24 protein-coding genes and 1 pseudogene are annotated in these 23,964 nt (G+C 66.1%); 12 read left to right on the top strand and 13 right to left on the bottom strand.

Annotation, left to right across the window (positions count from 1 at the left end):
• Positions 1–87: 87 nt before the first annotated feature.
• The gene (locus ACT89H_RS10670; protein ID WP_445108398.1) at positions 88–1,305 is read left to right on the top strand and encodes an erythromycin esterase family protein; all 1,218 of its coding nucleotides are present in this window, start codon (positions 88–90) and stop codon (positions 1,303–1,305) included.
• A gap of 107 nt (positions 1,306–1,412) precedes the next feature.
• Here ACT89H_RS10670 and ACT89H_RS10675 read toward each other — a convergent pair whose 3' ends face one another.
• On the bottom strand, positions 1,413–2,618 hold the full coding sequence (locus ACT89H_RS10675; RefSeq protein WP_445108399.1) for a glycoside hydrolase family 76 protein: 1,206 nt from the start codon (positions 2,616–2,618) through the stop codon (positions 1,413–1,415).
• Between the two features lie 188 nt (positions 2,619–2,806).
• Positions 2,807–3,052 carry a hypothetical protein gene (locus ACT89H_RS10680; protein WP_445108400.1) on the bottom strand — a complete coding sequence of 82 codons (246 nt, stop codon included), beginning with the start codon at positions 3,050–3,052 and terminating at the stop codon, positions 2,807–2,809.
• Between the two features lie 535 nt (positions 3,053–3,587).
• On the opposite strand from ACT89H_RS10680, the gene ACT89H_RS10685 reads away from it, so the two are divergent.
• On the top strand, positions 3,588–4,865 hold the full coding sequence (locus ACT89H_RS10685) for an NsdA family TPR-like regulatory protein (RefSeq protein ID WP_498049530.1): 1,278 nt from the start codon (positions 3,588–3,590) through the stop codon (positions 4,863–4,865).
• Here ACT89H_RS10685 and ACT89H_RS10690 read toward each other — a convergent pair.
• The 4 genes from ACT89H_RS10690 to ACT89H_RS10705 all read right to left on the bottom strand — a co-directional run bounded on the left by ACT89H_RS10690 (position 4,862) and on the right by ACT89H_RS10705 (position 7,073).
• A complete protein-coding gene (locus tag ACT89H_RS10690; protein ID WP_445108402.1) occupies positions 4,862–5,518 on the bottom strand; it encodes an HAD family hydrolase in 657 nt (218 codons plus the stop codon). The two genes, ACT89H_RS10685 and ACT89H_RS10690, sit on opposite strands and share 4 nt — an antisense overlap.
• A gap of 185 nt (positions 5,519–5,703) precedes the next feature.
• Positions 5,704–6,117 (bottom strand): PIN domain-containing protein, encoded by a 414-nt coding sequence (locus ACT89H_RS10695; RefSeq protein ID WP_445108403.1) that lies wholly within the window; start codon positions 6,115–6,117, stop codon positions 5,704–5,706.
• Complete coding sequence (locus ACT89H_RS10700; RefSeq protein WP_445108404.1) at positions 6,114–6,332, bottom strand: type II toxin-antitoxin system VapB family antitoxin; 219 nt, start codon at positions 6,330–6,332, stop codon at positions 6,114–6,116. The genes ACT89H_RS10695 and ACT89H_RS10700 overlap by 4 nt, the downstream gene beginning before the upstream one ends.
• A 96-nt stretch (positions 6,333–6,428) precedes the next feature.
• Entirely contained in the window at positions 6,429–7,073 is a 645-nt protein-coding gene (locus ACT89H_RS10705) for a dihydrofolate reductase family protein (protein WP_445108881.1), read from the bottom strand.
• 139 nt (positions 7,074–7,212) lie between these two features.
• Between ACT89H_RS10705 and ACT89H_RS10710 the strand changes: the two genes are divergently transcribed.
• Positions 7,213–7,746 carry a winged helix-turn-helix transcriptional regulator gene (locus ACT89H_RS10710; protein WP_445108405.1) on the top strand — a complete coding sequence of 178 codons (534 nt, stop codon included), beginning with the start codon at positions 7,213–7,215 and terminating at the stop codon, positions 7,744–7,746.
• Between the two features lie 25 nt (positions 7,747–7,771).
• Here the strand turns inward: ACT89H_RS10710 and ychF are convergent, their stop codons facing one another.
• Both ychF and ACT89H_RS10720 read right to left on the bottom strand, forming a co-directional pair.
• On the bottom strand, positions 7,772–8,851 hold the full coding sequence (ychF, locus tag ACT89H_RS10715) for a redox-regulated ATPase YchF (protein WP_445108406.1): 1,080 nt from the start codon (positions 8,849–8,851) through the stop codon (positions 7,772–7,774).
• 66 nt (positions 8,852–8,917) lie between these two features.
• Positions 8,918–9,841: a quinone oxidoreductase family protein gene (locus ACT89H_RS10720; RefSeq protein ID WP_445108407.1), complete on the bottom strand. Its 924-nt coding sequence runs from the start codon at positions 9,839–9,841 to the stop codon at positions 8,918–8,920.
• Positions 9,842–10,084: 243 nt separating this feature from the next.
• On the opposite strand from ACT89H_RS10720, the gene ACT89H_RS10725 reads away from it, so the two are divergent.
• The gene (locus tag ACT89H_RS10725) at positions 10,085–10,921 is read left to right on the top strand and encodes a helix-turn-helix domain-containing protein (RefSeq protein ID WP_445108408.1); all 837 of its coding nucleotides are present in this window, start codon (positions 10,085–10,087) and stop codon (positions 10,919–10,921) included.
• A gap of 10 nt (positions 10,922–10,931) precedes the next feature.
• A complete protein-coding gene (locus tag ACT89H_RS10730) occupies positions 10,932–11,348 on the top strand; it encodes a VOC family protein (protein WP_445108409.1) in 417 nt (138 codons plus the stop codon).
• 96 nt (positions 11,349–11,444) lie between these two features.
• Here ACT89H_RS10730 and ACT89H_RS10735 read toward each other — a convergent pair whose 3' ends face one another.
• Genes ACT89H_RS10735 through ACT89H_RS10745 form a run of 3 tightly spaced genes read right to left on the bottom strand, consistent with a single transcriptional unit; the run spans position 11,445 to position 14,577 of the window.
• Positions 11,445–12,293 (bottom strand): carbohydrate ABC transporter permease, encoded by an 849-nt coding sequence (locus ACT89H_RS10735; protein ID WP_445108882.1) that lies wholly within the window; start codon positions 12,291–12,293, stop codon positions 11,445–11,447.
• Between the two features lie 47 nt (positions 12,294–12,340).
• A complete protein-coding gene (locus ACT89H_RS10740; protein ID WP_445108883.1) occupies positions 12,341–13,216 on the bottom strand; it encodes a carbohydrate ABC transporter permease in 876 nt (291 codons plus the stop codon).
• A 50-nt stretch (positions 13,217–13,266) separates the two neighbouring features.
• The gene (locus tag ACT89H_RS10745; protein ID WP_445108410.1) at positions 13,267–14,577 is read right to left on the bottom strand and encodes an ABC transporter substrate-binding protein; all 1,311 of its coding nucleotides are present in this window, start codon (positions 14,575–14,577) and stop codon (positions 13,267–13,269) included.
• Positions 14,578–14,779: 202 nt separating this feature from the next.
• On the opposite strand from ACT89H_RS10745, the gene ACT89H_RS10750 reads away from it, so the two are divergent.
• The 7 genes and pseudogenes from ACT89H_RS10750 (at position 14,780) to ACT89H_RS10780 (ending at position 21,117) form a co-directional block, all read left to right on the top strand.
• On the top strand, positions 14,780–17,038 hold the full coding sequence (locus ACT89H_RS10750) for a carbon starvation CstA family protein (RefSeq protein ID WP_445108411.1): 2,259 nt from the start codon (positions 14,780–14,782) through the stop codon (positions 17,036–17,038).
• 53 nt (positions 17,039–17,091) lie between these two features.
• Positions 17,092–17,295: a YbdD/YjiX family protein gene (locus tag ACT89H_RS10755; RefSeq protein WP_445108884.1), complete on the top strand. Its 204-nt coding sequence runs from the start codon at positions 17,092–17,094 to the stop codon at positions 17,293–17,295.
• 164 nt (positions 17,296–17,459) lie between these two features.
• Positions 17,460–19,091, top strand: a complete 1,632-nt coding sequence (locus ACT89H_RS10760; protein WP_445108412.1) for a DNA-3-methyladenine glycosylase 2 family protein — start codon at positions 17,460–17,462, stop codon at positions 19,089–19,091.
• Positions 19,088–19,630: a methylated-DNA--[protein]-cysteine S-methyltransferase gene (locus ACT89H_RS10765; protein WP_445108413.1), complete on the top strand. Its 543-nt coding sequence runs from the start codon at positions 19,088–19,090 to the stop codon at positions 19,628–19,630. Before ACT89H_RS10760 ends, ACT89H_RS10765 begins: the two co-directional genes overlap by 4 nt.
• Before the next feature lie 53 nt (positions 19,631–19,683).
• Positions 19,684–20,187 (top strand): annotated as a pseudogene (locus ACT89H_RS10770) (recombinase family protein); the annotation flags it as partial.
• Entirely contained in the window at positions 20,165–20,821 is a 657-nt protein-coding gene (locus ACT89H_RS10775) for a recombinase family protein (RefSeq protein ID WP_445108414.1), read from the top strand. The pseudogene ACT89H_RS10770 and the gene ACT89H_RS10775, both read left to right, overlap by 23 nt.
• Positions 20,822–20,823: 2 nt before the next feature.
• Positions 20,824–21,117: a hypothetical protein gene (locus ACT89H_RS10780; protein ID WP_445108415.1), complete on the top strand. Its 294-nt coding sequence runs from the start codon at positions 20,824–20,826 to the stop codon at positions 21,115–21,117.
• Positions 21,118–21,152: 35 nt separating this feature from the next.
• Here the strand turns inward: ACT89H_RS10780 and ACT89H_RS10785 are convergent, their stop codons facing one another.
• Together ACT89H_RS10785 and ACT89H_RS10790 are read right to left on the bottom strand one after the other, a co-directional pair.
• The gene (locus tag ACT89H_RS10785) at positions 21,153–21,578 is read right to left on the bottom strand and encodes a hypothetical protein (protein WP_445108416.1); all 426 of its coding nucleotides are present in this window, start codon (positions 21,576–21,578) and stop codon (positions 21,153–21,155) included.
• A 259-nt stretch (positions 21,579–21,837) separates the two neighbouring features.
• Positions 21,838–22,488: a hypothetical protein gene (locus tag ACT89H_RS10790; RefSeq protein ID WP_445108417.1), complete on the bottom strand. Its 651-nt coding sequence runs from the start codon at positions 22,486–22,488 to the stop codon at positions 21,838–21,840.
• Between the last annotated feature and the right edge of the window lie 1,476 nt (positions 22,489–23,964).

Here is a 23,964-nt window from a genome sequence, read left to right on the forward strand (position 1 = left end):
CCCTGAATCGTGGTTAGAAGTCGACTAAGTTTCACCCGAACCTTCAACGATACTGTCGAGGGCAGTGCAATCCTGGAAGGGGTCTTCATGTCCACTGCCACATCACTGCGTGAGATCGGCCGCCAACTCGACGACCCGGCAAGCCTGGGCCGTGCCGTCGACGAACTGCTCGCCGCGCGGACCGAGCCGCCGACGCTGCTGGCCCTCGGCGAGCCGACCCACGGGATCGAGGCATTCCCGTTGTTACGCAACGAACTCCTCGGCCACCTCGTCGAACTGGGGTACCGGTCGATCGTGTTGGAGACCGACATCTTCGCCGCCTCCGTCGTCGACGACTACGTCGCCGGGGCGACCGCGGAAATCGATACGGTGCTCACGGCGGGATTCAGCCACGGGTTCGGCGCCGTACCGGGCAATCGCGAACTCGTCGAATGGCTCCGCGCGCACAACGCGGGCCGCCCCTCCTCGGACCGAGTTCGCTTCTACGGCTTCGACGCGCCGGTGGAGTACTCCGGCGCACCGAGCCCGCGACGCGCACTGTCCGCGGTCGACGACTACCTGCCCGCTGCGCTGCGACCAGTATCGGTCCGCGACCTCGACGCGCTGCTCGGCGCGGACGCGGACTGGACGAACGAGGCGGCGATGTACGACCCGGCAGCGTCCGTCGGCGATTCCGACCGCGCTCGCGCCCTGCGCGTCGTCGCCGACGATCTCGCCAGTGCGCTGCGCCGTGCGGCGCCCAGCCTGCGTCCCGCCGACCCGACCGGCTACGACCACGCCCTCGCGCACGCGCGCACCGCTCTGGGCCTGCTGCGCTATCACGCGGCCATGGCCGGTGCCGGACCCGATCGCATCGCCACCTTGCTCAGCCTGCGCGCCGAGATGATGGCGGAGAACCTGCTCGCGATCGTGGCCCAGGAGCAGCGACGCGGGCCGAGCCTGGTGTTCGCGCACAACGTGCACCTCCAGCGCGTGCGGTCGAACATGCAGGCCGGCCTGGACGACGTGCACTGGTCCAGCGCAGGCGCGCTGGTCGGGCTCACCCTCGGCGAGCGCTACGTCGTCCTCGCAACCGACGCCAGCCCCGACAGCGATCCGGACACCCTCCAGCGCGTGTTAGCCGAGGCGACCACCCGCCGCGCGCTGTTCCCGGCAGAGGCCGTGCGCGCCGCACTCACCCCGTCGATCGGCACGAGCCACCCGATCGTGCCCGGCCACATCCCCCTCACCCCGGCCGACTTGGGGGGCGCCGACGCGGTCATCTTCATCGCCGACACGGACGGAAAACGGCATCAGTACTGGTAGGCCTGGGCCCTGGCCGTGCAGGACCGAGCGTCGGCGCGGCGAGTTCGACCTCGGATATCCGGACTGTCGAGTTCCCCTCCGCCCCACCACATCCGGCCGCCGTGGGCTCAGTGTCCCGCGGCGGTGAGCTGGTAATCCGCTTCGAGCAGCATCCACCCGCTCAGCTGTACCGACAGATCGCGGCTCAGGTTCGCCGACCCAGCGGCGGACGAGTGCGTGAGCTGGGGAAAGTTTTCCGGATGCTCCGGCACCGTGACCGGCCGGGTCCAGTCCATACCGAACAGCGGTAGCCCGTCCACTTCGGCGCGGTGTTCCCACGCCGCCCGCGCGGAAGCGTGCACGATATCCGCAGCGGTGCTATCGCCCAAGGACAGTGCGGCTTCCGCGAGATATCTCGCGAGGATGCCCATGAAAAGACCGGAGTCGTCGCCGGAGGCCCCGGCGATCACCCCGGTGTCCGTAAGCCGATCCCTGGTTGCGGTAACCAGAGCCGCCACACGCTGGTGATGAACCGATTCACCCGTGCGCACCGCCAGTTCGGTTTCCAGTCCGATGGCCACGCCCTGGCAGTAGGTGTGGACGGTCCGCTCCACTCGTCCGCCGGGTTCATGGACCCCGTCGAGGATCAGGCCGCTACCGGTGTCGCGCAATCGTGTGTGCAGGAACTCGGCGAGTTCTCCGGCGCGGGACAGCTCGCCCACACGCGCCATGGCGATACCGGTCGGACCGATCGCGGGAGTGTTGTAGTACTCGTCGCCGGACCGCCAGGGCACCGCACCGACGGCCGGGTTCCAGCCGCCGATCAAGTCGGCCCGCAGCTCGCCGACGGCGTCGCCGAACCGGACCCCGAGCAGCCGGTCGGCGCGTTCGAGCGCCAGCGCCAGCCAGGACATATCGTCGTAGTACCGGTTGGTCCAGCCGGTGAGGTTGCGGGTCCGAATTCCGCGTGCGAGCGCGACGACGCGGGCTATGCGTTCGGGTGTGCGGGCACGGTACGCGGCATCCACCGCGCAGTCCAGCAGGTGGGCCTGCCACCAGTAGCACCAGCGCAGGAACGACTGGTCCAGCCCGGACGCGGGCCAGACGAGCATGCCCAGCCGCGCCTGCGGACGGCCCCAGAGCGTGCGCACGTGCCGGTGCACAATCGCCTGTTCGGCCAAGTCCGCCCGCTTCCCGGGCTCCTCGGGGCCCGCGGACGCTTTCCCAGTGATCGTCACCGCCTGCGCCGGCTGCGCCATAGCGGTGAGTGCGATCGACGCTCCGGCCGCCAACAAGGCACTTCGCCGGCTGATTTCCTTGTTCCGGCGATCCATCCGCTCGGACTCCCTCTACCTCACCGGAGCAAGAAACTGCACAGCTACATTTTATCCCGCGACGACGATCGGGGCGCGGCGTCGACCGGCGCCCCAGGCGCAGACCGCAACCGCCGAGCGCGCCTCCTGCCGGTCGGAGATCAAGGATCGGCCGTCGCCTGAGCGGTAGTCCCGCCAAAAGAGCGAGGTCAGGGGCACCACCTGTCGATCACCGCGGTAATCGGCCATCGAGCCTCCACGTCATCCACATCGAAGATGACATCCGCCCGCCGCATCACCCGCTCGATGTGACCATCCAGATGCGCGCGCCCCGGCACGATGACAGCCTCCGCCCGAGTCCGCTCGACCTGATCGAGCAGCAACCCGACCGGATCCTCCGTCTTCCCCGACAGCGCAATCGTTTTGCACAGGTCGTAACCGAGCCGCTTGGCCAAGCTCCGCATTGTCGTCTCCAACCATTTCTGATGCGGGCCTGCGATGTCCGTCCGCAAGAATCCGATCGCCCGTGGACGACCGGTCGGCGTCAACGCAGACCTCCCCTCAGATCGGCAGGCCGGTCATCGATGATCTCGACCCCGGTCCATGTGCACGTATCCGGCCCATCAGTCCGGTGCTCACCGATCCGCCCATCGATCACCGGCACCATCCGCTGACAGAGCAGACACATGACCTGCTCGATCGGGCCGGTCACACCGCGCGCATAAGCGGCGCCGCACATACTGACCGTGATTCGCGGCCGGCCATCTCCAGCCGAGCCGATTCCCCGTTTCACCATCCGTGTTCCCTCCCATTGACTTTGGTCGGTTCAGGCTCTGATGAGCATCGCTTACGCCGAGCGGCACCGGTGGAGCTCTCACGAGACTCGCAAAACCAAACGTCCGTATAAAGGCCATGCGATGGGACATCAATAGGACGTTGGTGCCCAATTTCCTTGCGCCTGAGTCCTCTACGTGGACTAATCTGGCCTCTATGGCATCGACAGGGAACGCTTCACTTCGCGCGGCCAGGCAGGCGCTAGGCTTTCGATCTCAAACGGCACTCGCAGAAGCTGTCACTGAAGCTGCGCGTCAGATCGGGCTACGCATCGAGGTCGCCAGCCGGACGGTCCGTAGATGGGAATCCGCGAATCCGCCGTGGCCTCATCCCGACCACGCAGCGGCACTCGAGGCACTTTTCAAGCGCCCGGTTACCGAGTTGGGTTTCGCGCCACCTTGGACGGACGGGGTGAGCGATCAGCGCGCAGGTCAGAAGCTCGCGGACAGACACCCGCGCCTCCCGCTCAGCCACAACGGATTCGGCACAGCCGCATCGCACCTACCGGCTTCGGTCGCGAAGGAGTTCGCCTCGATCACAGCGTCCCATCGCCGCCTGTATTGGTCGACACCTGCGGCACGCCTGCACCGCCTGGTCGTCGATCATGCGCAGTTCGGACTCGAACTCTTGCCGCAGGCATCGGGCGCGGCCGCGACGGTGTTGGCACGAGCCGTGTCGGAATCGAGTCTCCTGGCCGGACGCTTGGGATTCTTCGATCTACAACAGCCCGAGCTCGCACAGCCGAGCCTCGTACTCGCGCTGCAAGCCGCGCACGAAGCTGGAGATTCGCTCCTCGGCGCGGCTGCGCTGGCGCATATGGCATTCGCACCAGCGTTCTCCGGAGACGCATCGCGTGCCGAGGAGGCTCGTGAACGACTGCGTGCCGCACGGGCTTTTGCGAGTAGAGGCAACGGCAACTCGGAGATGATGGCTTGGCTGGACGCTATCGAGGCGGAGGTCGAAACTCGATTCGGTGACCCGCGCCGGGCGCTGGCCCTCATCCATAACGCCGAGAAAACCTACACCGAATACAACAGCGACGCACACCCGTCACCAGAGTGGTTCGACTGGTTTTCTCCGGTCAGGCTTGCCGGCTTCAAAGGAAACACGCTCATCCGCGCCGGTCGAGGCCGCGAAGCATACGAAACCCTGGACCAAGTACTCAGTGACCTCCCCGATGCGGATGCGAAGCAGAGGTCGATCTATCTCGCCGATCTGGCCGCCGCAGCCGTCCTGGAAAAGAACCCGGAGCAGGCGTGCCGATACCTCGAGGAAGCCTTGGATCTGCTTGCCCGCAACTGGTATGCGACTGCGCTGGATCGAATCAAAGCTGTGCGTCAAACACTCACGCAGTGGGATTCCCTGCCCTCGGTTCGAGAGCTCGACGCCCGGTTGTACGACTGGCATACAACCGTCAGTTCACTGATCGGCTAACCGGCGGAATTCTCTGCCGCGACGATATTCGCCAGTTCGTTGAGATCGCTGATCTGCCAGTCGGACAGATCAGCGACCTCCTTCTTGTTGCGGTGAATCCATCCCCAAGGCCCCCGCAGTAGGTAAGCCGTCCGCATACCGACCCGTTTTGCCGGAGCGATATCGTTGTCGATACGGTCGCCGACGTAGATTATCTCTTCCGCCGGTCGACCCGCCGCCGCGACAACCTTCGCGAAAAACTCGAGCGAAGGTTTCTGCACACCCCAGTCGTCAGAGGTAGCGATGAAGTCGGTGGGCAGGTCCAGTCCGCGGAGCAGTGTTCCCGCGCGGACTGTTTGATTCCCCGCGATCCCGACCCAAATGCCCATCTCACGCAGCTTCGACAACGCCGGGCGCACATCGGGGTACAGGTCGTCCTCGCCGAACCACTCAGCCTGCCCGGCGTCAGCTCGTGCTTGTCGTTCCTCGTCGAGATCGAACCCAGGACGGAAGATTTGGAAAGTCTCGCGGTAGTCCAGACCGGTTGCGATGACGGCTCCGAACGCTGCCGCGAACGTATGCCGGGGTACGCCCAGCCAGTCCGCCCACGTTCCATACTCTCGGGTCTCGTCGACCAGCGTCTCCCCGACATCAAAGACAACCGCGGCAATCACCAGCTAACTGTACCTCGCTGTTTCGACCGATTCATGACGCGCTCGGAGCATCCCCTCGGAGGCCCACCTCGATAAGAAACTCCTGAATAACTCTGCGAATGCAGCGAACCGGGGATTACCGATTTCTGAATCCCACCGATCAGACGTTGAAACGGAACTCTACCACGTTCCGCTACGAACCAACGTCACGGCGAAGGCGCGATGTATTCGCACTGCAGGTCGGACACCCTCGCGATGTGCTCGAAGTCGTGGTCCGCCGCAAGCACGGTCGCATCGTTCACGATGGCATAGCCGGCGATGAGGATGTCGTGCGAACCAGCCGCCCGGACCAACCCCGCGTTCCACAGTGCTGCCTGGATATCGAGCACGAGCGATTCGTCGGGTGCATGCTCGAGCGGGAATCCGAGGGAGATCTGCTCTCGGTAGTTCGCGTGCTCTTCGGGCGTCCGGGCGCTGTGGCAGAACTCGAGCACCTGCGGCGGGCAGGTAACGAACAGGTCGGCCGGCGCGCGCTCGATACGCCGCAGGCGCGCGGTAATAGCCGGGTCCCGAGTAGCCAGCCTCGCCCAGACCGAGTTGTCGACCAGGTAGTCGGTCACGAGGACTGGGACTCGCCCGGAGAGACCACTGGGGCACCGAGCTCGCTGTCGAGGTCGGTCAGTCCTGCGATACCGTCGATCATCGCGCCTTTCTGCTTCGAGGCGATGAGCCGGCGCAACGCGAGGTCGAGGACGGCTCGGTTCGACCGCTCGCCCGTGAGCGCTCTGGCACGCTCGATGAGCCGCGGATCCAGGTCGACGCTGGTGACTGCCATGATTGCCCTCCCGTTGTTATATGTCCGATTATATATCGGGCGCCGACGCGGAACCACCCCAGCCGTACCGGGACTCCGACCGAAGCCACCGCGCTCTCACTCGCCGTGGTTCCTGTTCCACAGCTGATGCGTCAGACCACTGGATGTACTGATGGACTCGACACTGAATCGCTCTTCCAGGCCGGTGAGGTGATCCCAGATCCGAACACCAGCACCGAGCACGATCGGAATGATCGACACGTGCAGAAAATCAATGAGATCGGCCTGGAGGAAATCGCTCACGGTGGACGGCCCGCCGCCGATCCGGACGTCCAACCCGCCGGCCGCATCTTGCGCCAAGCGAAGCGCCTCCTGCGGCGAGGCATCCACGAAGTGGAAACTGGTGCCGTTGTCGAACTCGAGTGCTTCGTGCGGGTAATGGGTCAGAACGAAGACCGGGGTGCGGAAGGGCGGCGCATCTCCCCACCATCCCTTCCAGCCGTCGTCCGGCCATTCGCCCCTCTGCGGGCCGAACTTACGACGACCCATGATCTCCGCCCCCACACCCTGGCCCCACATACTGAACATGGCGCGGTCCACGGTCACCGGTTCGTCGATTCCGTGAATACCGTGGATGACGCGTCCGTCGAACTTGCCGAAAAGCGCCGCCGCTCCGCCGATCGGCGCTTCGAGCGTCACGTGATCGCCGGCGGCATACCCGTCCGACGAGACGAAAAGGTTGTGGACTCGCGTACGGGACATGATCACTCCAACCCGGGTGGTTGCAAAATAAAATCACCCGCATAATAGCGTAGAGCGATTTCTGTTTGCAATCACTTTTGGAGGTCAGATGGCGAGAGAACACCCCCGATCAGGGTGCGCGATCAACGCGGCGGTCGAGGTGCTGGGCGACGCCTGGACCCTCATCGTGCTTCGCGACATCGTTTTCGGCGGGCGCCGGCACTTCCGCGAGCTCCTGACGCGCAACGACGAAGGCATCGCGTCGAACATCCTCGCCAACCGCCTCCGAAATCTGGTCGAGAACGGCCTGCTTTCTCGTGACGATGCGACGCGGGGGCAGCGGGCGGCGTATTCGCTCACCGAGGCAGGAATTCAGACGGTTCCGGTGATGGTGGCCCTCGGGGCCTGGGGCATGCATCATCGACCCACGTCACATGCATTGAGCGTTCGCGCTCGCATCCTGGCCGAGTCCCCGGACCTCGTCGACGACCTCATTGACGAGCTCCGCGAGATCCACCTCGGCATTCCGCGACGCGCCCCCGAACGCCCCCTTGCGTCCGAACAACTGCGGCAGGCGTTCGAGGCCGCGACAGCGAGAGCGGGAGCATGGTCCAGTGGCGGCGAGGAGCCCGAACCAGCAACCTCGAACGCCGACGTCCGAATGTTCGGGCGCCCCGACCCCTTCGCACGATAGGGCCTGGGGTTGAATCGAAACGCGGCTACACGTTGAAGCGGAACTCGACCACGTCGCCGTCGGCCATGACGTAGTCCTTGCCTTCCATGCGGACCTTCCCCGCGGCTTTGGCGGCGGCCATGGAGCCTGCCTCGACCAGATCGTCGAAGGCGACGACCTCGGCCTTGATGAAGCCGCGTTCGAAGTCGGTGTGGATGACGCCTGCGGCCTTCGGGGCGGTGTCGCCCCGGTGGATGGTCCAGGCGCGGGCCTCTTTCGGGCCTGCGGTGAGGTAGGTCTGCAGGCCGAGGGTGTGGAAGCCGGCGCGGGCCAGAGCATGCAGGCCGGGTTCGGTTTGGCCGATGGATTCGAGGAGTTCGGTGGCGGATTCGTCGTCGAGTTCGAGCAGTTCGGCTTCCACCTTGGCGTCCAGGAACACCGAATCGGCCGGGGCGACGGAGGCTTTCAGCTCGGCGACCTTCGCCTCGTCGGTGAGCACCGACTCGTCGGCGTTGAAGACGTAGAGGAAGGGCTTGGTGGTGAGCAGCGAAAGTTCTTTCAGCAGGTCGGTGTCGACCTTGTCGGCCGCGGCGAACAGGGTGGTGCCGCTGTTGAGGATTTCCTGCGCGGCCTTGGCGGCGTCGGCGACCGGCTTGCGGTCCTTCTTGACCTTCGCTTCCTTCTCCAACCGCACGACCGCCTTCTCCAAGGTCTGCAAGTCGGCCAGGATGAGTTCGGTCTCGATCACCTCGATGTCGGCGCCCGGGTCGACGCGGCCGTCGACGTGCACCACGTCGTCGTCGGCGAACACCCGCACCACCTGGCAGATGGCATCGGCCTCGCGGATGTTGGCGAGGAATTTGTTACCCAGACCCGCGCCCTCCGAAGCGCCCTTCACGATGCCGGCGATGTCGACGAACGACACGGTGGCGGGCACGATCCGCTCGGAGGAGAAGATCTCGGCCAGCTTGTTCAGCCTCGGATCGGGCAGCGGAACCACGCCGACGTTCGGCTCGATGGTCGCGAACGGGTAGTTCGCGGCAAGCACGTCGTTCTTGGTCAACGCGTTGAACAGCGTCGACTTCCCGACGTTTGGCAAACCGACAATTCCGAGGGTGAGACTCACGAGGAAGAGAGTCTACGCGGCGCGCCCACCCCACTCCCCCGCGAGTGGCACAAGGCACGGCCCGTTTCAGGGGATGAGGACGACTTTGCCGAGGTTTGCGTGGGCTTCGATGACGGCGTGGGCGGTGGCGGCTTCTTCGAGAGGGTATTCGGCGTGTATGGCGGGGCGCAGTTGGCCGGAGGCGTAGTACTGCCAGAGTTCTTGGCGCCAGTGTTCGTAGACGTCGGGTTGGGTTCGCGCGATGCGGGCCATTTGGAAGCCGATGACGGATTTCGCGCCGACGAGCAGGTCGTAGGCCTGGATGGTGCCGCCGCCGGAGCTGTAGGCGACCAACCGGCCGCCGGGGGCCAGCGCGGCGAGCGCGGCTGCGAGCAGGTCGCCGCCGACCGCGTCGAGCACGTAGTCGGCGGGAGCGCCCCAGGACTGCCGGCCGTACTCCACCACGTCGTCGGCTCCGAGTTCTCGAACGAACTCCGCCTTCGCGAGATCCGACACCGCGCCGACCACTCGCGCCGCGCCACGCACCCGCGCCAACTGGACCGCGAGGTGGCCGACACCGCTCGCGGCCGCGGTGATCAGGGCGGACTCGCCCTCCCGGGGCGATGCGGCACTGAGCGCACCGAGTGCCACCAGGCCGCTGCGCACCAGCGCGACCGCGTCGACGGCCGACGCGCCGTCCGGAATCGGCGATGCCATGTCCGCCGAGAGCAGGGCGTAGTCGGCGTAGCCGTGTCCGAATACGAGGCCGGTCACGCGGTAGCCCGGCGTGTATCGCTCGACGCCCTCGCCCACCGCGACAACCTCACCCGCGACCTCGCCGCCCAACGCGATCGGTTCGCGCCGCTCACGCACCTTCCGCACCACCGGGAGGGTCACCCCGACCGCCTCGACACGGACCAGAAGCTCACCCGGCCCCGGCGTCGGGACTTCGACCGAGACGAGCTCGAGCACCTCGGGACCACCGCTGCGCTCGTACCGCACCCGCCGCATTACACCTCCAAATTTTCGTCAGAAGGCGCAACGGTAACCGGATCTCGGCAGGTGATCATGGCAACTACACGCTGTAGTGGTACATCTCACCGCTGCTCGGAACCGGCGGAGAGCCGCCCGATCGGTTCGGCCCGCGACCGCTCGAACACGGGCCGAAGCGTTCATCCGACGCCCGAACCCGCCGGGACTCGCGCCGGACGCTACTCGAGGCCACCTGTCGGTCCTCCGGCGTAGCGTGACCGCATGGAGCCGACCTCCGAGGTGGTGACAGCGCGTCCGGCATCCGCGCTCGCCGCGTTCATCGACCGGTACGTCGGTTATCGCATGTCCGGATTCCCGGCGGGAATCCATCGGGGATTGCCGTCGCGGCACATGACTTTCATCGTCGCGATCGGACCCACGATCGACGTCGTCGAGCAGACCGACCCGCGCCAGTCGCCGCAGAACTACCGGTGCGTGCTGAGCGGCCTGCAAGCGAGCACGGCACTGATCGCGCACGGCGGTCATCAGGAAGGCGTGGCCGTGTCGCTCACGCCGCTCGGTTGCCGCACCCTGTTCGGCATGCCGGCGGCGGCACTGTGGGACACATCGGTCGAATTCGCCGACGTCGTCGGCCCCGTCGGAGCGGAGCTGTGGGAGCGGTTGCAGTACGCGCCGAGTTGGCCGGAGCGTTTCGGCGTGTGCGATCGGGTGCTCTCGGCGCTGGCCGATCCGGATCGCGCGGTCGGTCCCGAACTCACCTGGGCGTGGCGCGCGGTGGTCGGTTCCGGCGGCGCAATCGCGGTCGGCCCGCTGGCCGCGGAAATCGGGTGGAGCAGGCAGCACCTGACGCGCCGGTTCACTCGGGAATTCGGCCTGAGCCCGAAGCTCGCGGCCCGGATCACCCGTTTCGAACGGGCCCGCCGGATGCTCGCGCACACACCGTCCTACGTCACCATCGCCCAGGTGGCCGCCACCTGCGGGTATTACGACCAGGCCCATCTGGATCGCGACTTCGCCGACCTCGCCGGGACCAGCCCGACCACGTGGCTGGCCGAGGAGGTTCCATCCGTCCAAGTCCCGGACGAGTCCGCCGGATGACGATGAACGCATGACGAATCCGACAGAAACCAGCACCCGCACCGCTGTCTGGCCCACGCTCACCTTCCGCGATGCCCGCGCGATGGCCGCCTTCCTGGTCGAGGCGTTCGGCTTCCGGGAGGCCGCGCTCTACACCCGCGAGGACGACCCGTCGATCGTCGAGCACGCGGAACTGCGCTGGCCGTTGGGCGGCGGTGTCATGTTCGGCTCGGCGGGCAAGGACGACAGCCCGTTCAGCACCCGTCCGACCGGCACCGACTCGGTCTATCTCGTCTGCGAGGAGCCCGACGCGCTGTTCGCCCGCGCCACCGCCGCGGGCGCCGAAGTGGTCCGTGACCTGCGCGACGAGGACTACGGCTCACGCGGCTTCACGGTCCGCGACCCGGAGGGCAACCTCTGGAGCTTCGGCACCTACTGGGGCGCCTGATCGGCCCGGCGGCAAACCCTTCCCAGAGCGCAACCGCGGCCCGGCGACAATCGCCCGGCCGCGGTACCGCGCCGATGAAGCGAAGCCGCCCCCAACTCACCGCCCGCCGAATCCCGACATCGCGATACCGCGGATGAACGCACGCTGAGCTATCGCGTAGATCAGCAGCAGTGGGAGCAGGATGACGACCGCCGCGGCCATGAGGATCGGCCACTGGGTGTAGTACTGGCCTTGCAGCCGGACCAGACCCAGTGTCGCCGTGGCGACGTCGTCGCGCTGGATCATGACCAGCGGCCAGAGGAAGTCGTTCCACACGGTGATCCAGGTGAGTACGGCGAGCACCAGCAGAGCCGGACGGGTGTGCGGCAGCAGGACCCGCCAGTAGACCTGCCAGGTGGAACAGCCGTCGAGGATGGCGGCCTCCTCGAGTTCCTCGGGCAGCGTGCGGAAGAACTGCCGCATCAGATACGTGCCGAACGCGCTGCCGAACAAGCCGGGCACGATCATCGCCCACGGGGTGTCCACCCAGCCGAACGCACGCATCAGCAGGAACTGCGGGATCACTGTCACGGTCAAGGGCACCATCAGAGTCGCGAGGTAGGCGAGGAACAGCATGTCGCGCCCGCGAAAGCGCAAGCGCGCGAACGCGTAACCGGCCAGTGAGCAGAAGAAGACCTGCCCCGCGGTGACACATAGGGCGTAGATCGTGGTGTTGAGCAGCATCCGCCCCATCGGCAGCAGATCGAAGACCTTCCCGTAGTTCGACCACTGCGGCCGCCGCGGGAGGAGGGCCACGTCGGCGATCTCGCCGTCGCGCTTCAGCGAGCCGGACACCGCCCACAGGATCGGCAACAAGGCACACCACGCGACGCCGGCCAGCACCGCGTAGATCGCGGTGCCGCGCACCACTCGCCGCACGATTGCCCGGTCGACGCGGCCGACCACGCGGTCGCGCCGGACCGGCAGCGCGCGGCGCACCACCTCGCAGGTGTTCACCGCTCCACCTCCGACCGCCGGGCCATCCGTAGTTGCACCAGGGTCAGCAGGAACAGGATCGCGAAGATCAGCCAGGCGATCGCAGAGGCGTAACCCACCTCGTAGAAGCCGAACGCGTTCTGGAACAGCATGATCCCCAGCAGGTAGGTACCCGTCTCCGGTCCCCCGTTACCGCCGGTCAGCGCGTATGCCTGGTCGAAGGCCTGCACCGAATTGATGATCGTGATGATGAAGACGAACGACAGCGGCCCGCGGATCAGCGGCACGGTGATCGCGGAGAATCGCCGCAGCGCACCGGCTCCGTCGATCTTCGCGGCCTCGTAGAGCGTCTCCGGCACACCCTGCATGGCGGCGAGCAGGATGACCGTCGCGAACGGCACGCTCTTCCACACGGTGACGATGCTCAGCGATACCAGCGCCCAGTCCGGGTCGGTCAGCCAGGGCACCGCACCGATGCCGATCCAGCCGAGCGCGACGTTCAACAACCCGTCGTCGGTGAACAGGAACCGCCACACCACCGCCATGGCGACCGCCGAGGCGACCAAAGGGAGAAAAGCGATGGTGCGAAATACGCCGATACCGGCCAGGCTGCGATTCAGCGCGGCGGCGACGGCGAGACCGATCACCACCGTGGGCAGCACGGTCAGCAGTGTGAAAACGGCCGTGTTGCGAATGGCGATGAGAAACAACGGATCCGCGGTGAGCAGCCGCCGATAGTTGTCCACACCGACAAATCGCATGGGGCTGAACAGGTCCCACGAATGAAAACTCAGATAGAGCGAAAAACCCAATGGAAATAACAGGAAGACCGCGACGGCCGCCACGTTCGGCGCGACGAACACCCAACCGGCCCGCTCGCGCCGGCGCGCCAATCGGGACGCGACCCGCGTTGTGCCCGATGTCTGCGATCGCTGTGCTCCCGTCATGGCGTCTTCAGCAGCGCGTCGACGTCGGAGGCGAAACGACCGTTCAAGGAGGCGGCGCTCGCGGCGCCGCGCAGCACTCGGTCGCAGCCGCGTTCGAGCAAGGCGGATACCTTCCCCCAGGCCGGGGTGACCGGCAGCGGGCGGGAATTGGCCGGACCGGCGGTGAACACCGCGAGATTGCGGATCTCCCGGTGGGCGGCGGCGAACCCCGGCGAGTTCATCGCGGACCCGAGCACCGGAACGAACAGCCCGGACCCGGCGATGATCGCCTGCCCCACCGGCCCGGTCGCGAATTTGACGAATTCCCAGGCCTGTTCGACGCGCGGGCTGCTCGCGGCGATGGCCAGCCCAGTACTGCCGACGTCGGTGACGGCCCCGGGACCGCCGTGTGGGCCGACCGGTAGCACCGTGACGTCGATCGGGAGATCGTCGTGCCCGGCGAATTCGGAATACAGCCAGTGCCCGCCCAGCGTCATCGCCGCCCGGCCCTGCCGGAACAGGTCGGGGGCCGAGACGGAGAGCGTGTCGGCGGCTTTCGGCGCCACCCGGTGGCGTATCGCGAGATCGGCGTAGAACTGGAATCCTTCCGCGAACCGCGGATCGCCGAGGTTGGTCCTGGTGGGGTTCACCGAGGGCGAGAACCATTCGGCGCCGTTGTTCATGCCGAAACAGGCCGCCGAGAAGTACGGCACCCAGGCGTCGGCGAAGCCCCACCGGGTTCGAGACGAGTCGTGCCTGGTCAACGCCTGGGCAGCGGCCAGGAACTCGTCGAACGACCAGGCGTCGCGCCAGCGAGCCGGCGGAGTGATCCCGGCTTCGCCGAACAACGCCCGGTTGTAGTACAAGAACACGCCGGACCACTGCTCGGGCAGGGCGTACTGCCCACCCGTGTAGCTGAAGGTGTCGTACAGCGCCGGATAGCTGTCGGCGCGAAGCTGGGCGGCGTATTGCGGATCGCGGTCGAGCAGAGTGTTCAGATCGAGCAACACGCCGCGCGCCGCCAACCCCGAATAGGTCAGCTCCCACGCCATCAGCACGTCCGGGCATTTGCCGCCCGCGCAGTAGGTGAGCATCTGTTGCAGCGGGTCCGGCCCCGACATGATCGTCCGAATTTCGATGTCGGGACGCAGCTTCCGGAATTCGTCGATGATCTTCAGCCGGGCTCGGGCCTCTTCCGGCCTGGCCTGGAAGAAGAACGTCAGCGCGTCGTCATCGGAGCCGCAGCCGCCGCTCGCCAGCAGCGGCGCGGCCAGCGCCGACCCGAGCAGCGTCCGGCGACGGACCCGGGCGATGGGATTCGCACGCAACACAGCCCTCCTCCGGGGCGGATGTCGAGCTCCTCGAACCGCATGGCAGCATACATCCGGCAATCACGTGGCGACGGCCGAGACATGAACAATATTTCACGGTGCCCGTCCAGCGTCCGGAATCGGCACGACGGCGCCCACCGATCGGATACGTTGTCACGTGTTTGAGTAGATCCTGCGCGTTTTACAGGAGAGTAGGCAGATGGCGACAATCGAATATCTGCGGACCGATCCCGATCTTCCGCCCGTCGGCGTGGTCGACAAGTCCCCGATCACGCCGGCGAAAAAACTGATCTTCGCCGGGATCGCCGTACTCGGCGCCATAGCCTGGGCAGTACTCGCCATCGCACGCGGTGAATCGGTGAACGCGGTCTGGATCGTGATCGCGGCGGTGTGCACCTACGTGATCGCGTACCGGTTCTACGCCCGGTTCATCGAACGCAAGATCGTCAAACCACGCGATGACCTGGCCACCCCCGCCGAAATCCTGGAGAACGGCAAGGACTACATGCCGATGGACCGGCGAGTGCTCTTCGGGCACCACTTCGCCGCCATCGCCGGCGCGGGCCCGCTGGTCGGTCCGGTGCTGGCCGCGCAGATGGGCTACCTGCCGGGGACCATCTGGATCGTGGTCGGCGTGGTGCTGGCCGGCGCCGTGCAGGACTACCTGGTGCTGTGGGTCTCGATGAAGCGGCGCGGCCGCAGCCTGGGGCAGATGGCCCGCGACGAGCTGGGCGTGATCGGCGGCTGGTCGGCCATCGTGGGCGTCCTGGTGATCATGATGATCCTGCTCGCGGTGCTCGCGCTGGTGGTCGTCAACGCGCTCGCGCACAGCCCGTGGGGCGTGTTCTCGATCGGCATGACCATTCCGATCGCACTGTTCATGGGTGTGTACCTGCGATTCCTGCGGCCCGGCAAGGTCGGCGAGGTCTCCGTGCTCGGATTCGCCATGCTGCTGCTCGCCATCGTCGGCGGCGGCTGGGTGTCGGAAACCGACTGGGGCGCGGACTGGTTCACGCTCTCGCCGGTGACCATCTCGTGGCTGCTGATCGCCTACGGCTTCGTCGCCTCGGTGCTTCCGGTGTGGCTGCTGCTGGCTCCCCGCGACTACCTGTCGACGTTCATGAAGGTGGGCACCATCGTGTTGCTCGCGGTCGGCATCCTGGTCACGCTGCCGGTACTGCACGCGCCCGCTGTCTCGTCCTTCGCGGCCAGCGGCACCGGACCGGCCTTCGCGGGCTCGCTGTTCCCGTTCCTGTTCATCACCATCGCCTGCGGCGCGCTCAGCGGCTTCCACGCGCTGGTCTCCTCCGGCACCACGCCGAAGCTGCTGGAGAAGGAATCGCACGCGCGGATGATCGGCTACGGCGGCATGCTGATGGAGTCGTTCGTCGCGGTCATGGCGATCATCACCGCCTCGATCATCGACCAGCACCTGTACTTCGCGATGAACGCGCCGCTCGGTCTCACCGGCGGCACGGCGGAGAAGGCCGCGGCCTACACCAACAGCCTCGGGCTCAGCGGGCCCGCGATCACTCCCGCGGAGCTGAGCCAGGCCGCGAGCGATGTCGGCGAATCATCGATCATCTCCCGCACGGGCGGCGCGCCGACGCTGGCGGTCGGCATCTCCGAGGTGTTCCACCAGTTCCTGGGCGGCGCGAGCATGAAGTCGTTCTGGTACCACTTCGCGATCATGTTCGAGGCGCTGTTCATCCTCACCACGATCGACGCGGGCACCCGGGTGGCCAGGTTCATGCTCTCCGACGCGCTGGGCAACTTCGGCGGTGCGGCGAAGAAGTTCCGTGATCCGTCCTGGCGGGTCGGCGCGTGGCTGTGCTCGGCCGTCGTGGTCGGCGCGTGGGGCTCGATCCTGCTGATGGGCGTCACCGATCCGCTGGGCGGCATCAACACGCTGTTCCCGCTGTTCGGCATCGCCAACCAGCTGCTCGCGGCCATCGCGTTGACCGTGGTGCTGGTGATCGTGGTGAAGAAGGGCCTCGCGAAATGGGCCTGGATTCCGGCGATTCCGCTGGTCTGGGACCTCCTGGTGACCATGACGGCGTCCTGGCAGAAGATCTTCTCCGCCGATCCGAAGCTCGGCTACTGGAAGCAGCACAGTATCTGCCAAGCCGCGCAGGAAGCCGGGAAGCTGTGCCTGACGGCGAAGACGCAGGACGATATGAACGCGATCGTGCGCAACACCTTCATCCAGGGCACGTTGTCGATCGTGTTCGCGGTGCTGGTGCTGATCGTGGCGGTGGTCGGCGCACTGGTGGCCTTCCGTGCCCGGCGCTCTGATGCGACGACGACCACCGAGACGCCGCAACAGCCGTCGAAGATCTTCGCGCCCAGCGGGTTCATCGCGACCGCGGCGGAGAAGGAAGTCCAGCAGCAGTGGGACGAGTTGATCGCGGCCGGGAAGGTGCGCGCATCGGGCGCGGCCCACGCGCACGCGCAATGAACGACTGCACGGAGCAGGGTGCCGATCGGTCCGCGCGACCGGTCGGCGCCCGGCTGCGCGCCGCGGCCCGCGTCTGCGGCCACGCGGTACGGGCGGGCGTCTGGTATTTCGACTCGATCCTGGGCGGACAGGACTACCGGCGCTACGTGGAGCACTTGCGGCGCAGGCATCCGGATCGCGCCGTGCCCACCGAGCGGGAGTACTGGCGGCAGCGGCATGCCGAGGCGGATCGCAATCCGGCCAACCGGTGCTGTTGACCGGATAACAATCTCTGCGCGCGTCGCCACACACCGGTTCGGTAGTTCCCACGAGTGCTGACCGGGCAACCGTCGTGCGATGTCATGGCAGTCGTGCGAGGTCGGGACCACCACCGGCGATGGTGACCGATTTCCGCTAGCACGGGTTAGCGACAGCTGCCATTGTGGTGTGCGTGACGATCACGGCATTGGATTTCGAACGTTGCTACCGCGCGGTGTCGACCCGGGACTCGCGATTCGACGGGCAATTCTTCACGGCGGTGCGGACCACCGGAATCTATTGCCGCCCTTCGTGTCCGGCGATCACGCCGAAGCGGGCCAACGTGTCGTTCCTGCCGACCGCCGCCGCGGCACAACAGGCGGGCTACCGCGCCTGCCGTCGCTGCCTGCCGGACGCGGCGCCCGGCTCGCCGCTGTGGAACACGAGAGCAGACCTGGCCGCGCGCGCGATGCGGCTGATCGGTGACGGCGTGGTCGAGCGGGCCGGCGTACCCGGTCTGGCCGCCACGCTCGGCTATTCCCAGCGGCAGCTCACCAGAGTGCTGACCACCGAACTCGGCGCGGGGCCGCTGGCGCTGGCCAGGGCACACCGGGCGCACACGGCGCGACTGCTGATCCAGACGACGGCGATGCCCATGTCCGAGATCGCGTTCGCGGCGGGTTTCGCCTCGATCCGCCAGTTCAACGACACGGTGCGCGAGGTGTTCGCGGTCAGCCCCACCATCATGCGGCTCGAAGCGCAGCGCGCGAAGACCGGCGCGCCCGCGCGCTCCGCGCCGTCCGGCAGCGGATCACTCACGCTTCGGCTGCCCTACCGGGAGCCGCTCGACCGAGCCTGGTTGGAATGGTTCCTGTCCGCGCACGTGGCGCCGGGCATGGAACTGTGGGAGAACCGCACCTACAGCAGAAACCTGCGCACGCCGCACGGGCACGCCACCGCGCGGCTGAGCTTCCAGCGCGACCATGTACGGGCGGATCTGTCCCTGCACGACATGCGCGACCTCGCGCCGACCGTGACGAGGCTGCGGCACCTGCTCGACCTGGATGCCGACCCGGTCGGAATCGACGAAGCACTCGGTGTCGTGCCCACGGCGCGCGGTGGTTCCTCGAAACGGCCGCCGGAGCAGCTCGCCGACTATCCGCCGGACGCGGACGCGGGGTCGCCGCCCGAGAGCGAAGGGTTGCCCAAGATGGACCCGCTCGAGGTGGAGGCCCCGTCGCTCGCGCCTGGCATCCGCGTGCCCGGATGCGTGGACGGCGCCGAACTGTTGTTGCGCACCATGATCGGGCAGCAGATCTCGGTGTCCGCCGCGGCGACGCACACCGCGCGCCTGGTCGAGGCGCTCGGCGAACGGGTGGACGGGCCGATTCCGCTGCTGTTCCCGACGCCGGAGCTGATCGCCGAACGTGGCGCCGAGGTATTGACCGGACCGGCGCGGCGCGTCCGTTCCATCATCGCGGCCGCTGAAGCGCTCGCCTCCGGCGAGCTGGCGCTGCACCAGGGGCGCACCTCCGCCGACCTACGTCGCGACCTGCTCGCACTGGACGGCGTCGGGCCGTGGACGGCCGACTACGTGACCATGCGCCTGCTCGCCGATCCGGATGTCCTGCTCGGCACCGACCTGGTCGTCCGCCGCGGCGCGAGCCTGCTCGGCATCGACCTGACGGATACCGCCCGCTGGGCGCCGTGGCGGTCGTACTTGTCCATGCACTTGTGGAAAACAGCACTGACCGGCCGCGCCACACCTTCCGATGTCCCCGCTCTCGCCACCACGAAAGGCAGTGTCGAACCATGAACGCCAGCATCGCCGTCCGTACCGACCTCGGCGGCACCTCGACCGCCGCAGCGGATTTCGCCGTTACCGAGACACCCATCGGCCCGTTCACCACGCTGGTCGACTCCGACGGCGCAGTACTGGCCTCCGGTTGGACCTCCGACGCGGAGAACCTGCGCGGCCTGGTCCATCCCACCCTGCGGCCCGGCCGATTGCGGCAGCGAGATTCGCTGGGCGAGGTGACCGGCGCCGTGACCGCCTACCACGCAGGGGATCTCACCGCGATCGACCCGATCCCCGTTCGTCAGCAGTCCGGGGAATTCCTCGTGCACGCCTGGGAAGTACTCCGCGCCGTCCCGGCGGGCGGCCCACTCACCTACACCGAATTCGCCGCCCGCGCCGGCCGTCCCGACGCCACCCGCGCCGCAGCCAACGCTTGCGCCCGCAACGCAGCCGCCCTCTTCGTGCCGTGCCACCGGATCCTGCGTATCGGCGGCGCCCTCGGCGGCTTCCGCTGGGGGTTGCCGGTGAAACGCTGGCTGCTCGACCACGAACGGTGAGGACGCCGCCGTCATGGTGCCGATCGCGTACTCAATCGTTTAACTTTACATCCATGAGTTCGCAGGTAACGCCCCTTCGGGCGTTGATAGTAGTTCGTTTGTCCAGATTGACGGACGAGAGCACCAGCCCAGAGCGGCAGCTCACCGAGTGCGCGAAGCTCTGCGCTGATCGTGGGTATGAGGTGGTGGGGGTGGCTGAAGACTTGGACGTATCAGCCGGGGCAACTTCGCCGTTCGATCGGCCCCAGTTGGGCCGATGGCTTGCTCGTGACTTCGATCCGCTGGCTTCGCCTGGACCTGAGAACCGGGCACCGTGCCAGTTCGACGTGATCGTGTTCTACCGGCTGGATCGGCTAGTGCGGAGTGTTCCGCACCTGTGGAAGGTGATCGAGTGGGCCGAAGGCAACAACGTCGTGTTGGTCTCTGCCAGTGAGAAGCACTTTGACCTTGCGGACAAGTTCGGTCGTGCGATCGTGGCGCTTATCGCCACCGTGGCCGAGTTGGAGCTAGACGCGATCAGCGAGCGGAACTCGAATGCGTTCCGGCACAACTTCACCGCTGGTAAGTGGCGGGGCGGTGTGCCTCCCTGGGGGGTACCTTCCAGAGAAGGACGAAGACGGAGAGTGGAGGCTGGTCCAAGACCAGGTGCAGGTGAAGGTGATCCGCTCGGTTGCAGAGCGGGTTATGGCTGGGGAACCACTGCGACAGATAGCGCACCGCATGACCGAGCGGAAGATCCTGACGCCGAAGGATCGGTTCGCTCAGACCCAGGGCCGAGAGGTCAAGGGCTACGAATGGCATTCCGGACCGCTGAAGCGGTCTCTGTCTTCTCCTACGCTGCTGGGACATGTGGTGACCCGTGAGCCGGTGATCGGGGCGAACAGTCAACCTGTGCGTGATAGCAAGGGCAAGAAGGTGTTCGGCCCGGAAACAGTCGTACGTGCCGAGGACGGCAGTCCGGTGGTACGGGCTGAGCCGGTCCTCTCCCGAGTGGAGTTCGATCGGCTCCAGGTGGAGCTGAAGAGCCGAGAGAACCGCAAAGAGCCGACGAAGCGGTCCAGTGGGCTACTGCTGAGGGTTATTCACTGTGCGGTGTGCGGCCGTCCCGCGTACCGGCTGAAAGGCGGCAAGGGTCGGCGGCGCGGTACCGGTGTGCTTCCGCCCAGTACAAGGATCGTTGCGAGAATCTGACGATGACCATCGATGACGCCGACAACACCGTGACGGCGGCTGTGCTGTCACTGTTGGGGGACTCCGAGCGTCAGGACCGCGAATGGGATGCCGGGGAGGACCATGCGGCCGAAGTGGAGGCGATTGACGCTGAGCTGGTCGATATGGCCGATGTGATCGCGTCCGGCGCGTTCGCGAAGGGCACACCAGCCCGCGCGAAGCTAGAGGATCGGGTCTGCCTGACGGGCATCGTGTCGACGGTGACGCCACAATCTGGGCAGTGCTCGGTACGGGGTTCCTTCACCCATTCGCCGTAGTTGTTAGCCATGCTCCGCCTTTCGGAATGCGGGGGTCAAGAACCCTGCTGTGGGATGTCGTTCTGTAGCACCCAGAGCGCACGACCCTGCTCTTGGGTAATGATCTGCCGCTCGGTCGCGAGCTTGATCACCTCGAAGAGGGCGGATTCGGCCCGCTCCTGCTTCCCCTTCTGGATTGCGGCGTCGTACTCACGCTGAAGTTCGGCCAACTGATCTGCCGCCCTCACATACCCGACGTGGCCGTACTTGAGATTCGACCCCGGCACGGGGACAACCTTGCCGATTAGATCCGCGCTCCGACTGTGGGTGAGCCGGACCTGCACATTGACGCTCCCGAACCCCGTCACGTTGCCGCGCGAGTTCTGCCCGTCGTACGTCTTGTTGGCGATCCCCCCGTAGTAGAGGGTGACGGGGTCACCCACCTCCAGATCGCGTCCGTCGTGGTCTCGATTGACCCTCACTTGCACTCTCCTCCCGTGTGCAGGCTACTGCTGCTCGGACGAGCGTACTCGGATGCTCTGTGTTGCGGCACAAGGAATTTAGGACTGGACCCAGCTAGGACTGGGTCTGCTGGACCGTCACGGCTGCGTGGTAGCAGCCGAGCACTCCCCCAGGGGTATACCCCTGCCCCCGGCCTCGGGATCGGTACGTAATGCGGCCGTCCGATCCTGTACGGGTTATTGGTTGGTTGGGCTCGTCCGAATCGAGGCCAGAGCGTCATCAGCGGGCTCGACGAAGACCCCACAGAAAGTCATTGGTTCCGTCCGGCAAGGCATGTGGGAGTCCCATATCTCGGCGCTCTTCTTGCTTCCGTTCCCACTGGTAGAGGGTGCCCGCGATCGGGTCAAGCGCTTGCCACTCCTGGCACGCCCGCACCGACTTGCCGCAGGAGCAGCGTTCTCCGCTCCGGTCGCGGTCGTGGTGCAGTTGATCGAGCGTCCACAGGTGAGCCATAGCGCGATCTCGCGACCGGTAGGCAGAGTCTCGCTGCGCCAGCGCCTCTGCGACCCGCTCGTCATCTATCCACTTCTGCACTGACTCAGCACGCTGGTTCAGCTCGCTTTTCAGCGTGAACCGTAGGTCACTGACCAGTTGACGCTCTTTCCGAAGCACCTCGTTGAGCGCTTCGATTCGCTGCTGCAACTGCCCCACCTCCTCGGCGTGTTCCTCTAGCGCAAGCTGGAATCCGCTCGACCACATGGCGATGTGGTCAGCATCGCGAAGTTTGGCCTTCTGGAGACCGTCACCCTGATGTCGGGAGCAACCGGCGCATACCACGATGTCACTGTTGGATTTGAAGACGAACGCCTGTTCAAGCTTGCAGCACAAGCACTCTGCTCGTACGGGGGAGTGCAGCGCGTAGTAGTGCATCGCTAGTCCTTTCGCTGAACGCACGGGCAGGGTCGCCCACTCTTACCCCTCCGGAGAAGGGTTTGCTCCGGCCATTGCTGACTTGATGCTCACGTTTCAGCGTTAGCCAATGGTGTCTGGAACCGTCCCCGGCTGGGATGTAGCTTCAGTCGACATCACACTACAGCTAGTGTCTGACAGAAAAGAGGGCACAATATGTGGTGCGAACGGCGCTGCTACTGCGGCGCTTCAGGTTTGTGAACGGGCCGGGTGAACCTCCACCTTTGTTGTAGCCCTCAGCCGGGCTTCCGATAGCAGGGGTGTTGCTCTCGATCCAATGCCTCATATCACCGCTCAGAGCGCCCGAGACATACGCTGTCCGCGCGGTCGGGGTGCTTCCGGTCAGGTATCTGCTCCAACTCTTGCTGAAAGTTCCAGCGTCCGAATGTGCCGCCTACGTGCGTGCTCTCGCTTCCGACGGTGGGAGCGCACTTCGTAGAGGGTGTGGAAGCATTGCCTTGGGGTGGTCGTGGTGCACAGGGCACTTCGGCGGATAGCGCATCCTCGCAAGGGAATACGGCAGGAGAGTTCACGCTCTCGTCGGGACGCGCTCCTCCTGACCTGGCGCACGTACACCTTCGCCCCACCCGGAAGGCAATCCGGGAGGGGCGTGCGGGTGAGCGAGCTAGGTATTGTGCCGGATCAACCAATGGCCCAGATATATAAGGCCAGCTCCAGCGAGGGACGCGACGAGCGGCCACGGAATGCCGACATCGGGTCCGAGGGACAACGCGGGAGCGAGGGCTCGAAGCGCGTTGCCGGTGGTGACGCAGCCCTTCCCGAAGCGCTTGCGGCTGTTCCGAGGGTTCTGCCGATTCTCAGGTGGCGATTGCTCGCCGGAGGTCGCACTTGACATTGAGATTCCAATTCCGGTCGGAGCGCCCCGCCGGTTGGGGCGCTATTCGGGGGTGACCCATGTCAAGTCCTTCGTGTCGCTGTACCGCCCGGCCGCTCAGCCGGACTATGAAGACACTACACCTGGCGTCTGCGCCGTTAATCCATACAACATGTAGTAATTCGCAAGGGATGGATCACATTTCGGATCACACCTGTTTCACACAGCCGCTACCAGCATTGATGCGATTCCCAAAAGTCAAGCACCGGAAAGTAACGATCGGGTAATGTGCTAAAGATCACAGATTTGTGTAGCCGCTCGTCCATCCCCGACCGGTCTCTGCGGAGCGCGTGCCGGGACCGAATTATGCTCCGACTGTGCTGCATTCGTCGATCAACTCAGCCCGCGAGCGCAGGCGGTTCGCCGTCCCGCTCACGCCTTCGAGGCAGCTCCAGACGTGAATCCTTGTGCATCCGTCCCAAAGCGCGGATGATCGCCGGTCTGTCCTTTGGTTCGGTTCCACTCAACGCGTAGACAGCGATGACGACACGGCCGACAACGGCTGCAAGGCCGACAACGGCAGCCGGTATACCGAAAGCGGC

Source organism: Nocardia aegles, assembly GCF_052545135.1.